This is a genomic window from Aquimarina callyspongiae (assembly GCF_034322225.1).
In the GTDB taxonomy this organism is placed as follows: Bacteria; Bacteroidota; Bacteroidia; order Flavobacteriales; family Flavobacteriaceae; genus Aquimarina.
Genome location: NZ_JAXLPA010000001.1, coordinates 1,013,739 through 1,027,716, shown reverse-complemented (window position 1 = coordinate 1,027,716; position 13,978 = coordinate 1,013,739). Strand labels below are relative to the sequence as shown.

At 34.5% G+C, this 13,978-nt stretch carries 10 protein-coding genes; 5 read left to right on the top strand and 5 right to left on the bottom strand.

Annotated features, from left to right (window positions below):
• Positions 1 to 157 precede the first annotated feature (157 nt).
• Entirely contained in the window at positions 158 to 517 is a 360-nt protein-coding gene (locus tag U0D62_RS04315) for a hypothetical protein (protein WP_322194093.1), read from the top strand.
• Between the two features lie 114 nt (positions 518 to 631).
• On the opposite strand, the gene U0D62_RS04310 is transcribed toward U0D62_RS04315, so the two are convergent.
• Both U0D62_RS04310 and dnaE read right to left on the bottom strand, forming a co-directional pair.
• A complete protein-coding gene (locus U0D62_RS04310) occupies positions 632 to 2,014 on the bottom strand; it encodes a hypothetical protein (protein WP_322194092.1) in 1,383 nt (460 codons plus the stop codon).
• Between the two features lie 742 nt (positions 2,015 to 2,756).
• A complete protein-coding gene (dnaE, locus tag U0D62_RS04305; RefSeq protein WP_322194091.1) occupies positions 2,757 to 7,145 on the bottom strand; it encodes a DNA polymerase III subunit alpha in 4,389 nt (1,462 codons plus the stop codon).
• 211 nt (positions 7,146 to 7,356) lie between these two features.
• On the opposite strand from dnaE, the gene U0D62_RS04300 reads away from it, so the two are divergent.
• On the top strand, positions 7,357 to 8,310 hold the full coding sequence (locus U0D62_RS04300) for a bifunctional helix-turn-helix transcriptional regulator/GNAT family N-acetyltransferase (RefSeq protein WP_322194090.1): 954 nt from the start codon (positions 7,357 to 7,359) through the stop codon (positions 8,308 to 8,310).
• A gap of 191 nt (positions 8,311 to 8,501) precedes the next feature.
• Here U0D62_RS04300 and U0D62_RS04295 read toward each other — a convergent pair whose 3' ends face one another.
• Together U0D62_RS04295 and U0D62_RS04290 are read right to left on the bottom strand one after the other, a co-directional pair.
• Positions 8,502 to 9,806, bottom strand: coding sequence for a hypothetical protein (locus tag U0D62_RS04295; RefSeq protein ID WP_322194089.1), 1,305 nt, complete (start codon positions 9,804 to 9,806; stop codon positions 8,502 to 8,504).
• A 500-nt stretch (positions 9,807 to 10,306) separates the two neighbouring features.
• Positions 10,307 to 11,140: a DUF6252 domain-containing protein gene (locus tag U0D62_RS04290; protein WP_322194088.1), complete on the bottom strand. Its 834-nt coding sequence runs from the start codon at positions 11,138 to 11,140 to the stop codon at positions 10,307 to 10,309.
• 354 nt (positions 11,141 to 11,494) lie between these two features.
• Between U0D62_RS04290 and U0D62_RS04285 the strand changes: the two genes are divergently transcribed.
• From U0D62_RS04285 to U0D62_RS04275, 3 genes are all read left to right on the top strand, one after another.
• Positions 11,495 to 12,019 (top strand): 30S ribosomal protein S16, encoded by a 525-nt coding sequence (locus U0D62_RS04285; RefSeq protein ID WP_322194087.1) that lies wholly within the window; start codon positions 11,495 to 11,497, stop codon positions 12,017 to 12,019.
• 14 nt (positions 12,020 to 12,033) lie between these two features.
• The gene (gene rimM, locus U0D62_RS04280) at positions 12,034 to 12,558 is read left to right on the top strand and encodes a ribosome maturation factor RimM (protein WP_322194085.1); all 525 of its coding nucleotides are present in this window, start codon (positions 12,034 to 12,036) and stop codon (positions 12,556 to 12,558) included.
• A 67-nt stretch (positions 12,559 to 12,625) separates the two neighbouring features.
• Positions 12,626 to 13,336, top strand: a complete 711-nt coding sequence (locus tag U0D62_RS04275) for a tRNA1(Val) (adenine(37)-N6)-methyltransferase (protein ID WP_322194084.1) — start codon at positions 12,626 to 12,628, stop codon at positions 13,334 to 13,336.
• 123 nt (positions 13,337 to 13,459) lie between these two features.
• Here U0D62_RS04275 and U0D62_RS04270 read toward each other — a convergent pair whose 3' ends face one another.
• A complete protein-coding gene (locus U0D62_RS04270) occupies positions 13,460 to 13,768 on the bottom strand; it encodes a hypothetical protein (RefSeq protein ID WP_322194083.1) in 309 nt (102 codons plus the stop codon).
• Positions 13,769 to 13,978: the final 210 nt, after the last annotated feature.

Here is a 13,978-nt window from a genome sequence, read left to right as displayed (position 1 = left end):
TAAAATTAAACCAGAATGCTCATAGATAATTTTGTTAATCTTTTAATTTTTAAGAAATATTTTGAGGTTGAAGGCAATAATATTGCTTAAAATCTATTTAATATAATGGGGAATTTAGAAACAAATTAGAAGTATCTTTGTAAACACGAATTAAAAAATGAAGGAACTTACACTGCCCCAATACAACCTGGTTTTTAAGGAGTCTCATGCAATTTTGGTAATGCAAAAAGGTTTTGCTGTGACTGTAGAAATCGCTGAAGAAATCACCAAACATCTCGAAGAATATTATAATGGAAGAGATTTTATTTTTCTAACCCATCGAAAATTTTTTCATGACATTGATTTGAATGTTTATAAAGGAAGAATCTTGAAAAACATGATCGGTTATGGGATTGTTTCTGATGATCCTTTAGAGGCCAAAAGAGCAATGCATGAACAATCTCTTTGGAATGAAGCTTTCACATTTTTTGAACAACTAGAAGAAGCCGAAAATTGGGCAGGAAGTTTTTTTAATTAACTCAGTTGCCTGATGAATTATTTAAAAAAGCCCGGAAGCAATAAGGGCTGCCAGGCTTTCTTTTAATTAAGAAATAAAATGTAAAATATCGTTTAGATATTTCTTTTTGTTAATTTAGTTATTTAGTGGTACTCCAATTTGAGTGCCTATTACACTTGCATCCGGCTGTGTGATTACTGGGCAATTAATAATGGCTCCCGTTGCAGTTAACAAATCAGATAATGAGTTTGCTAAAGGACTCGGATTTGCATTTCCTCTAAAAGGAATTAAAGTACCATCAGCTAAAAGTTGATTTATTTGATTAAAACTCTGTAAGATTGGGCGCTCTGACTCAGGAACTGTAAATTCGGTAACGTGTGCATCCCACATAGGAGCATATCTTTCATCTCTAGGATCAATCGGGAATGTATTTGTTGGGTCTTGTACTTGTTGATCACTTAAAGAAGCTGAGTTTAAACCTTGTACTCCTAAACCATCAGTGTCTGTAGTTCTACCATTAGCCGTAGGGCTAAAAGGCAACATAGAACCTCCTGGGAATAATCCAAATGTTGGTAGCTGAGCTAATCTTGGTGCAAAAACCCCTAATTCAATAGTAGCTGGCCCTGGATCAGAGGTATCTGTAACAATATGAAAATAGTAAGGTTTTCCGTCCTGCCATCCATCTAAAAGTTGCATTACAACAGATGCCTGATCTATGGCAAGATTAGGGTTGTTTAGATCATCTTGATCAGAAATACTGTTTCCATTAGGGTTAGGAATTCTGTCATGGATACCAGTGCTGTTAGCGACCATTTGTGCATTAATTACAACTCCACTAGGTAAAACTACATAAGAAGACCATTCAGGGCTTGCTATAGCTCCAGGATTGGCTTGAGCTGGAGGGAAACCAAGTAATAATCCATCATCGGATACTCCGCTTGCAACCAGGGATCTTTTTGGTGAAAAATCTACGGACCCTTCAAACACAAGTCTTCCTTTGCGAGTGAAATAGGCATTTTGTTCTCCTCCAGAGCCTATTGAGGCAGCCATTCTGGGAGAGAAGATAACACCTAGTTTTTTGGCCATAAATTTATCTGATGCTTCTGTTATTACATAATATCCCTTTCTTCGACTTCCGTCAGGTAAAGTCTCCCAACCTTGAAACATTGGAAACCTTGCTGTTGGTCCAGCTGGAACTACAGATCTGTCTATTCGGTAATCGATACCTAATACACTTGGTAAAAAGACGTTTTGTTGTTCAGAAAACGTGAGTGTAGGTCTAAATACATTATAAGGAATTCCTCCATCCCTTCGAATACTGACCAATAATAACTTAGCTTCTCTTAAAGCTTTAAGTGATTGGAATAAGCCCTTTGACTTAGCTTCTAGTTCTAGTTTATCTTCACTTGTTTCACTTGTTATTAGTTGATCGTCTGGGGTTGTGATATCATCATTACTACAGGCGGTAAACAACAAAACGGCTAATACGCTTAAGAGCGATAATTTAAAAATTTTCATTTTTTTGTGTTTTAAAAGTTATATTCTAAAAATTTTAAAAAACAATTGGCCAATCGTCTTGAAGTATCAAAAGGTTTTAAGATTTGATATATAAATATTGAGACATTGATATTATTAGATACTTACAACGGGGAATTTTCAAAATAAATAAGATTACTTTGTTTTAGATTTTGGATGAGTTTGTATTGTGTTGATTATCATAGATTTAAAAAGAAATTTAATTAAATCTTGAAGCTTGTAAAAACATATACTTTAGTAAATAATTAACGATTTTTCACTTTATTTTTTAAAACATGAAAAAACCGTAAGTGTTAGATAACTAACATGTTATGACGATATTTTTTAGTATTAAGAAGTATCAAGATAAAAGAAAGTAATTCAGTTTTTATCTAAAATAGAGCTTGTGGATTTCCTCCAAAATTAATAATGATATGACTTGGTTTTTATGTTACTTATTTGATCCTTGCTGTACCTTGATTTTGAACAAATTCAAATCAGAATTTGTTCAAAAGAATAGCAATAGGTTTTGTTTTAAAAACATCAAATAAAAAGGTGTGATTTATGAGGTGGATTTAACTAGCACAAGATTTCAGTAGGTTGTATTAAGATACAAATTGGGTTGCCTAAACTGTGGTAGGTCTATAGGTTTTTCTTGATTAATTAAATATATTCAAGATAATTGGTTAGAAATCAAGTTTGCTATTTATAATCAAATGCCAAAATGAGTTTATGCTGATTACCTTTAATTTAACTTATAGTACACCGAATCATTTTCAAGAGCTATGAGTAATTCCTGAGAAATGTTTACTTTTTGTTTTCTGCTAGGCATATGCAATTTTAATTGCTCTGCCATTTCATAGATCACAAAATTTAGAGTATGATTCCCCGAATGTTCAGTTAATAATTCTTTTAAACCGTCAATTCTATGATCAGAAAGGTCGTTGATGTCTAATTGAATAGTCAATTTTCTGGCATAAGTTTCCATTACATCGTGTAGTAATTGGAAACTATTGAACTGTATTCTAGGATCTCCTTTTTTGCCTGTATCCCGATTTACCCAACCTTCTTTTATAAAAGCTTTTGCATATACAAATGTACTTTGAACAAGAAATGGACGATGTTTGAGGTAGTCTTCTCCAAAAATCCTGAATTCATGGGCAGTATTATAGTCTTCTATTGTAAAAGTAGCCCAGCCTTTTCCGTTTTTTGATGTACGATGCTCTACACCGGTAATTACACCGCCAAATGATATTTCGCGATTGAGGTTATTTTCTAAATCTGCAAAATTTAATAAAGTACCATTGCAGAAGTATTTCATTTCGTATTTGAAATCATCTAATGGATGTCCAGAAAGATAGATGCCTACTACTTCTTTTTCTCTGGCTAGTTTTTCCATGGTTCCCCATTCTTCACAAGGAGGAACTACGGGTTCTGGTATTTGAACATCGCTGGATTCTCCAAATAAACTTACCTGGGATGAATTTTCGTTTTCTTGGTATTTAGAGCCATATTTCATGGCTTTTTCAAGAAAAGTCATATCATCTCCATCTTTGTGAAAATATTGTCCACGATGTGTTTCTCCAAAAGAATCAAAACCACCTGCGAGTGCTAAACTCTCAAAGGCTTTTTTGTTGGCAGCTCTTAAATCAATTCTTTTGGCCAGGTCAAAAATAGATTTGTAGGGACCGTCTTCTTTTTTTCTGTTTTCTACAATAGTAGCTACCGCACCGGTACCTACACCTTTAATCGCTCCCATTCCAAATCGTACTGCCCCATCTTTGTTTACAGAGAATTTACGATAAGATTCGTTGACATCTGGACCAAGTACTTCTAATTTCATTCGTTTACATTCTTCCATAAAGAATGTAACTTGTTTAATGTCATTCATGTTATTAGAGAGCACCGCAGCCATGTATTCTGCAGGATAATGTGCTTTTAGATAGGCTGTTTGATAAGCAATCCAGGCGTAACAGGTAGAGTGTGATTTGTTAAATGCGTAAGCAGCAAATGCTTCCCAGTCTTTCCAAATTTTTTCCAACTTATCTTCGGCATGTCCTTTTGCCGAGGCTTGTGAGATAAATTTAGGTTTCATCTTGTCTAGTACAGCTTTCTGTTTTTTACCCATCGCTTTACGAAGGACGTCGGCTTCACCTTTAGTAAAATCTGCAAGCTTTTGAGACAGTAGCATCACTTGCTCTTGATAAACAGTGATACCATAAGTCTCTTTTAGGTATTCTTCACAAGCTTCAAGATCATAGATGATTTCTTCTGTACCATGTTTTCTATTAATGAAACTAGGGATGTATTCTAGAGGTCCAGGACGATATAAAGCATTCATGGCAATAAGATCTGCAAAAACGGTAGGCTTTAACTCCTTCATATATTTTTGCATCCCGGGAGATTCATATTGAAATATCCCTACTGTTTCTCCTCGTTGGAATAATGCATACGTCTCTTCATCATCTAAAGGAAAATTCTCAGGATCTAATTCAACGCCGTGTTTAGCTTTTACGATTTTAACTGTATCCTTAATTAAGGTTAAGGTTTTTAATCCTAAGAAATCCATTTTTAACAGACCGGCACTTTCTACAACAGAGTTGTCAAATTGAGTACAGTACATGTCTGAATCCTTTGCAAGAGCAACCGGAACGAATTTGGTAATATCATCTGGTGTGATAATTACTCCACAGGCGTGAATTCCTGTGTTTCTAACAGAACCTTCAAGTATCCTGGCTTGATTCAATGTTTCGGCCTCAAGATCACTTCCTTCGGCTATATTGAGAAGTTCGTTTACTTTTTCAAGTTCATCACTTCTGAATTTTTTCTTCAAAATGGCTTCATCAACACCAAAGATTTTTCCGAGTTTTGACATATTCGGAATCAACTTGGCAATACGATCGGCATCTCCTAATGGTAGATCTAGTACACGAGCAGTGTCTCTAATAGATGATTTTGCAGCCATAGTACCGTATGTGATAATCTGAGCCACCTGATTAGCACCATATTTTTCGATTACATAATCCATTACCCGGCCTCTACCTTCATCATCAAAATCAATATCGATATCGGGCATACTTACACGATCTGGATTTAAGAATCTCTCAAAAAGTAGATCGTATTTGATAGGATCAAGATTAGTAATCCATAAACAGTAGGCTACTGCAGAACCTGCTGCTGATCCACGACCTGGACCAACGGATACTCCCATTTCTCGTGCAGCACGTATAAAATCTTCTACAATTAGGAAATATCCTGGATATCCTGTTTTTTCGATTACCTTTAATTCAAAGTCTAATCGTTCGTCTATCTCAGGAGTAATCTCGTCATATCTTATTTTGGCACCTTCATAAGTAATATGTCTTAAATATGCATTTTCCCCTCTTTTTCCACCATCTGTTTTATCTTCCTCAAATTGAAATTTAGGTGGGATGTCAAAAGCAGGTAACAGTACATCTCGGGCAAGTTCAAAAGGTTCTATTTTATCTATAACTTCCTGGATATTGATAATAGCGCTAGGAAGATCTTTGAAAAGATCCTTCATTGCCTCAGAAGATTTAAAATAATATTCTTGATTAGGTAATCCGTATCTGTATCCTCGACCACGACCTATAGGTGTAGCTTGTTTTTCTCCGTCTTTTACACATAATAAAATATCGTGAGCGTTAGCATCTTCCTTGTCACAATAGTAGGTGTTATTGGTAGCGACAAGTTTAATGTTGTGTTTTTTTGAAAAATTAATTAAAACTTGATTTACGCGATTTTCATCTTCCTGGTTATGACGCATGATCTCAATATATAGATCATCTCCAAATTCCTGATGCCACCAAAGTAATGCCTCTTCTGCTTGTTTTTCACCAATATTTAAAACCTTACTAGGGACTTCTCCATAAAGATTTCCAGTAAGAACAATGATATCTTCTTTATACTGTTTAACAATTTCTTTGTCGATTCTAGGTAGATAATAAAACCCATCTACAAAGGCGGTAGAGGACATTTTTGCAAGGTTATGATAGCCATTTTTGTTTTTGGCCAACATTACAATTTGATATCCGTTATCTTTTCTGGATTTATCTTTGTGATCTTCGCAAACAAAAAACTCACAACCTACAATCGCTTTCATTTCTACACCTTCTGGCTCTTGGCCATTTTCTATGGCTTCGGCATTAGATGCTTTTACTGCTTTGTTATGTGATGCTACACCTTGTACAAAGTGAAAAGCGCCCATCATATTAGCGTGATCTGTCATTGCTACGGCGCTCATTTTATTTTGAGCCGCAGCTGATACCAAATCAGGAATGCTTGTCGTAGATTGTAAAACTGAGAATTGAGTATGATTGTGTAGATGTGCAAAATTAACTTCATCAAGAGCTGCTATGTTTTGATCTAATTCTTGTTGAGAAAGATCAGAACCACTTCCTTTTGTGAGTTCTTCAAGAATTTTTTGAGAAGCTTTTTTTAGGTTAATGTGTTTTAAACCTATAAGTTGGATAGTATCCGGATTTGCTTCAGTAAAATTTTGAAAATAATCAGGTTGTGCATCAAGTTGCTCTGTAGTGTATACTTGCTTACGAATTAATTCCAGAAAACAACGAGTTGTAGCTTCTACATCGGCCGTAGCATTATGTGCTTCATTAAAACCATTTCCAAATAATTTCTGATGTAATTCTGTAAGTGTAGGAAGCTTATATCTTCCTCCACGTCCTCCAGGGATTTGACAAAGTTCTGCAGTAGTCTCTGTACAAGTATCAAGAACCGGAAGTTCCTGCAGATCGTTTTCGACACCAAGTCGATAAAACTCAGCTCCCATGATATTAACATCAAAACCTACATTTTGACCGACAACAAATTTAGTTTTAGAGAGTGCAATATTGAACTTCTCTAATACTTCTTGAAGACTGATACCTTCTTGCTCTGCTAATTCTGTAGAGATACCATGGATTTTTTCTGCGTCATAAGGAATGTTGAACCCATCCGGTTTTACAAGATAATCCTCATGTTCTATGCAGTTTCCCATAGCATCGTGCAGCTGCCAGGCTATTTGTATACATCTTGGCCAGTTTTCACTATCACTAATAGGTGCATCCCATCGTTTTGGTAATCCGGTGGTTTCGGTATCAAAAATTAAGTACATAAAAAATCAATTTCCCTAGAGTTGTTCTTCATATAAGAAGAGATTGTCAAAAATAATTAAAATGATCCTATTGCGTCCTGAAAAGTTATTCCTAATTATTAACTAAAAAATAAAGAGATGATGTATTGAGGTAATTTTTTAAGGGGAATATTTTGATAAAAAATTTTAAAGCAATACATTTACGTAACTGATTACGTAAATATTTATAGATATGAGTTTTTTTGAAAAAGCTGGAACGATGGCAATTGGAAGTAGATTAAGGATTTTGGGAGAGCGGTTGATGGAGGATGCAAAAGAAGTTTATGACTTCTATGGGGTAGGATTAAAGCCAAAATGGTTCCCTGTTTTTTACACTTTGTCGCAGAATAAAGAAATGTCTATTACAGCTATTGCTGAAGAGATAGGACACTCTCACCCTTCAGTCAGTAAGATCGTTCGGGAAATGTCTAAAAATGGTATTGTTAAAGAACAAAAGGATAAAAGCGACGGACGAAAAAATAACATTATGCTCACAGAAAAAGGAGTGGAGATGACATTTGAGGTTAAGGATCAATATACAGATGTAAGAAATGCCGTTGAGGATGCTTTAAGTCAAACGCAACATGATATATGGAAAGCATTGAATGAATTTGAGTTTTTACTAGATCAAAAATCAATGAGAACAAGAGTTTTGGAACAAAGAAAAATCCGAGAGTCTGAAAAGGTTAAAATTGTTTCTTATGAACCTAAATATCAAAAGGCTTTTAAATCATTGAATGAAGAGTGGATTACTACCTATTTTAAAATGGAAGAAGAAGACCTAAAAGCTTTGGATCACCCTGAAGAGTATATATTAGATAAAGGAGGGTATATCTGCATGGCGTTATATGAAAATGAAGTGATAGGAACTTGCGCATTAATAAAAATGAATGATCCAAAATATGATTTTGAATTGGCAAAAATGGGAGTGTCTCCAAATGCAAAAGGGAAAGGTATAGGATGGTTGTTGGGGAAAGAAGTGATTAATAAAGCAAAAGAATTAGGTGGAAGTATGCTCTATTTGGAGAGTAATACTGTATTAACACCAGCAATTAATTTATATTACAAATTAGGTTTTAAAAGGGTAAAAGGTAATCCAAGTCCTTATGAGCGATGTAATATTAAGATGGAACTCGAACTAAATTAAGAAACAATCATTATCTCGGTGTTATTCAGAGTTTTTGTTCAAAATGATTTGTTTGAATGTTTGTTTTATTTATAATTCTGAAGCACCGAGAAATGGTTGTAATAATTATTAATGAAATATAAAAAGCTTAGAAGCATTATCTGCAACTAAGCTTTTTGAAAACTCAAAAATAAGATGATAATCTTTTCTTATTAATTGTTACGTGGTGATCCTATTTGAGTACCGATTACACTAGCGGTAGGTTGTGTAATTACAGGACAATTAATGATTGCTCCGGTAGCTGTTAGCATATCAGATAATGAATTTGCCAGTGGGCTAGAATTTGCATTACCTCTAAAAGGAATAAGGGTGCCATCTGCCAAAAGTTCGTTTATTTGACCAAAACTTCTTAGGATAGGTCTATCTGCTTCAGGAACTGTGAATTCTGTAATATGAGCATCCCACATAGGAGCATATCTTTCGTCACTAGGATCAATCGGAAATGTGTTTGTAGGATCTTGAACTTGACGATCACTTAAGGATGCAGAATTTAAACCTTGTACACCAAAACCATCTGTGTCAGTAGTTCGACCATTAGCTGTTGGACTGAAAGGTAGCATAGAGCCTCCCGGAAATAACCCAAAGGTTGGTAGCTCTGCCAGTCTAGGCGCAAAAACACCTAATTCAATAGTAGCAGGACCTGGATCAGAAGTGTCAGTTACAATATGAAAATAGTAAGGTCTTCCATCATGCCACCCGTCTAGTAGTTGCATAACAACAGATGCTTGATCTGCAGCAAGATTTGGGTTGTTTAAATCATCTTCTTGTGCTTGACTATTTCCGTCAGGATGAGGAATTCTATCGTGGATTCCTGTACTGTTGGCTACCATTTGAGCATTAATTACGATGCCGCTGGGTAAAACTACATAAGAAGACCATTGAGCGTTTGCTACAGCACCAGGATTAACTTGTGCTGGAGGGAAACCGAATAATAATCCATCTGCTCCTCCTGCGACCAAAGATCTTTTAGGTGAAAAATCTACAGAACCTTCAAAAACAAGCCTGCCATCATCTGTCCAGGTAGCATTTTGTTCTCCTCCAGAACCTATAGCTTCTGCCATTCTGGGAGCAAAAATAATTCCTAATTCTCTTGCCATTTCTCTATCCGATGATTCTGTGATTACATAATAACATTCTCTAGGTCCGCTGGATGTTGTTTCCCAACCGCGAAACATAGGGAACCTTGCTGTTGGACCTGCCGGAACTACAGATCTGTCTGTTCGGTAGTCAATACCTAGGATACTAGGTAAGAATACATTTTGTTCTGCAGTAAAGCTTAAAGCTGGGTTGTTTGCATCATAAGGAATTCCTCCGTCTTGTCTAATGCTCTCTAGTAGTAAACTAGCTTCTGTGGGAGTATCAGGTTGATCTATTACGATAGAATCGTCATCGTCATTACAAGCTGCCAAAAATGAGACAGCAATTAAGCCTAAAAATATTGTTTTTAAATTTTTCATTTTTTGTGTTTTAAATGTTTATATCTTAAAAGAAAACAGTTGGCCAATTGTTTTTTGTTAATTAAAAACGGATGTTTTATTTGATATAAATTGAGACGACAACAATATTTGCGACTTACAGAAGGAAAAAAATCAAAATAGATAAAATTTATGCAAAAAAATATATCAATAAGCAAAAAGTATGCTGTTTTAAAGGGGTTTAGCTCGAAAAATGAGCAATGAAATTTTATTGATATAACAATTAATTTTATTGAATTGTTAACGTTTTTAATAAGATTTTAACAGGGGAGAACAAGGTGTAAAAGGGAGAGAGTGTTAGCTAGCTAACATATTGAAATACTGATAAAACAGAAAGATTTAAGGTGATAAACGTATTAAAAGAATAATATCTTTTTTCCAGATTTAAAAAAGAAATGATAAGAAGGTGCGATTATATAAAAATGAAAAGCGTTCATTAATTTAATGAACGCCTCTCGCCCTATAGTTGAGTTTGGTCCTTATTAATAACCAAAGTCAAATGATCCTTCAGATACCGTAACACCACTACGAGTAGTGAACTCGAAACTTCCGCTTATGCACTTGATTTCTGTATCATGGTATGTGATGGTCAATTGTCCTGATAATGCTGAAGACTTGTCATCATTAAGGCTGTATGTTGCGCTGTAATCACCTGATCCGGATAGTGAATAATCTCCAGGAGTTACATTGTTTGGAAATACTATAGTGATCTCTTCTGTATCATTGCTGGCTTTAATAAGCACAGAAACATCGTCCACTCCAAATATTGAAGCTGTATGATTATCAGTAATCATTTCTGAACCGTCAATATTTGCTGTAAGAGAAGCGTCTAGAAGACAAGGATTAATTACTTGACTGGTTTCATCCACAAAATTCTCTAAAGGAATTTTATAAAACCATCCATTAAGAAAATCAACACTATTTCCGTTGGTGTCTTTTAAGTTTTTAAAATAAAAGTTTCCTGAAACCTCATTATTGAGGATTTCGGTAATTTCTATTTCTCCTTCACTTTCTTGATCCTCTATAAAGAATTTTCCATTATCTGTTTGAAAACTTGCTTTGTTCGGAGTTTCCATACCAATTCGGTACTTTCCTAGGTCTGTAGATGTGGTTGTGAAACTCATATGCTCTGGGCCTAAGCTTCCGGTGATAACCAGTGAACCATCATCATGAATAACTGCTTTTCTAATAGAAGCTCTAAAAAGTTCTCCGTTTTTGGTAGCCTGAAAAGCTGGAGTGTTTACTTCTATATCTGTTGAGCAGGAATTAAAAACAAGGCAAATTATTGCCAATAGTAGGGTAGTTTTTCTGATCATAAGCTTGGGGCTTTGTGGTAATCACTTATAACTAAATATAAGGTCGTGTTTACTATGCAAACATATAATTAAAATCTGGTTAAAACAATTTTTTGTCAGAAAAAAAGCAAAATTTTATCGATAAATAAGTATAATAATCGATGAAATACACAAAAATGATTGTTTTTAACTGTTTTTGTAAGTTAACAGAAAGTTATGTTTAGGTAATCTGTAATGGGTTTAACTATGTTGAATAAGAATCTCTTCTAAATAATTGAAAATAAACTTAATAGATTTTTGATGTAATCTTGTTAAAATTGATTACATTTGCGCCCTTAATTATAATCCGGGTCGAGTACCCAAAAATTAATTTTTATGCCTGTTAAAATTAGATTACAGAGACACGGTAAAAAAGGGAAACCTTTTTACTGGATTGTAGCAGCAGATGCTAGATCAAAAAGAGATGGTAAATACCTAGAGAAATTAGGTACTTATAATCCTAATGTAAACCCTGCAAGTATCGACTTAAACGTTGATGATGCTGTAAAGTGGTTACAAAATGGTGCGCAACCTACTGATACTGCTAGAGCAATTCTTTCTTATAAAGGAGTAATGCTTAAAAATCACCTTGCTGGTGGAGTTAAAAAAGGAGCGTTAACCGAAGAACAAGCTGAAGAAAAATTTCAAGCTTGGGTATCAGAAAAAGAAGGAGAAGTAAATGCTAAGAAAGATGCATTGGCAAAAGCTGATGCTGATGCAAAAGCTAAAATTCTTGAAGCTGAAAAAGAAGTAAATGCCAAGAGAGAAGCTGAAGCTGCACAAGCTGAAGCTGTAGAAGAAACTCCTGAGGCAGCTACAGAAGAAGTAACAGAAGAAAAAACTGGCAACGAAGAAGAATAGTTGCTTTATTGACGATGAAGAAAGAAGATTGCTTCTATCTCGGTAAAATCGTAAGTAAATTTAGTTTTAAGGGTGAGGTACTTGTAAAATTAGATACCGATGATCCCGAAAGTTATGAAAAAATGGAATCGGTGTTTGTTAATTATAATAACAATCTGGTTCCATTTTTTATTGAAAAGTGTGCACTTCATAAAAGTGACTTGCTTCGAATTAGATTCGAAGATGTAGATACAGAAGAAGATGCGGATGATCTTATGAAAGCAGAGTTATATCTTCCGTTAACATTGCTGCCAAAACTTGAAGGAGACAAATTTTACTATCACGAAATTATCGGATTTACTGTAATAGATGCTGCTTTTGGAAAAGTAGGGGTCATTAAATCTATAAATGATTCTACCGCGCAGGCATTATTTGAAATTGATCGTGAAGGTATTGAGATATTAATTCCTATGAATGATGAGTTTATCATTGATATTGATAAAACTTCTAAAACAATCCAGGTAAAAACTCCTGAAGGATTGATAGATCTTTATCTATAAATAAAATACTAAGTTATTCTATGCTTAAGTTTTAATGGAAGTTTAAAACTTGTCAACTCCTTTTTTGATGAAACCTTTTAATTTTAAACAATTTGTTGTTCAGCAGGATAGATGTGCTATGAAGATAGGTACCGATGGGGTTTTACTAGGTGCGTGGACTCCTATAGATACCGATGTAGATTCTGTTCTGGATATTGGTACAGGTACTGGTGTTATCGCACTTATGATGGCACAACGTTGTGATGCAAATGTAATTGATGCGCTAGAAATAGATGCAGATGCTTATGAACAAGCAGTAGAGAATTTTGAAGCTTCGCAATGGGGAGATAGACTGTTTTGTTACCATGCTTCTTTTCAGGAATTTGTATCAGAGATAGATGATCAATATGATCTTTTGATTAGTAATCCACCTTTTTTTTCAGAGAATTATAAAACATCGGATGTTAAGCGAGACCTCGCAAGGTTTGAGGAGTCGTTGCCTTTTGAGCATTTGCTAGTAGGAGCATCAAGATTGTTATCTGATCAAGGAAAATTAGCAATGATTTTACCTTATAAAGAAGAAAATCGAATCATTGATATTGCAGAACAAGTAGATCTGTTTCCTCAAAAAATCACAAGAATAAAAGGAGCACCTAATTCACAAATTAAAAGAAGTATGCTTCTTTTTGGTTTTCATCAAAGGAATTTTAATCAAGATGAACTTGTTATAGAGGATGGCAGACACAATTATACAGATGAGTATATTGATCTGACTAAGGATTTTTACTTAAAGATGTAATGAAGTATTCAAATACAAAAAAGGAGAATTATAATTAATCCTCCTTTTCCAAAAATTCAATCACTCTACGAAGATTAATTTATTGAAAGCATAAATTAATACTCTTAGTTTTTTTAGAATTTACTACTTAGTGATCCAGTTTCCTTCTGCGTCACATTTAACTTCAATAGTTTCTCCGTCTTCTTTGGTCAATTCTAACTTAAACTCTGAAGCATCTTCTTTTGCAGCAGCTTTGCTAATGGTAGACCCTTTAAAATCGCGAGCAACTGCATCTAATACAGGTTGAGGTAGGTTTTCTACGGCTAGGTCGATATATTTTTCCTGTATAGTTATTTCAGTTTGATCGTTAGAAGATACATCTTGAGCGTTGCTATTTTGAGTTCCTGCTAATAATCCTAAAGCCAATAGTGGCAATACAAATAATCTTTTCATTTCTTTTAAGGTTTTAAATTTTGTTACGATTTAGATACTAGAAGAATTATGCCAAGTGAATTCAATATTTTTGCCACTTATGTAACTATCTGATAGTTAACAACTTAAATTGTTTTAAATAAAATAATATTCCTTTCGTAAACTCAGATGGGTGTAGAAAAAAATGCTAAACTGCGGAATTTGTACACGACTTTTTATGATTTTGGGCAG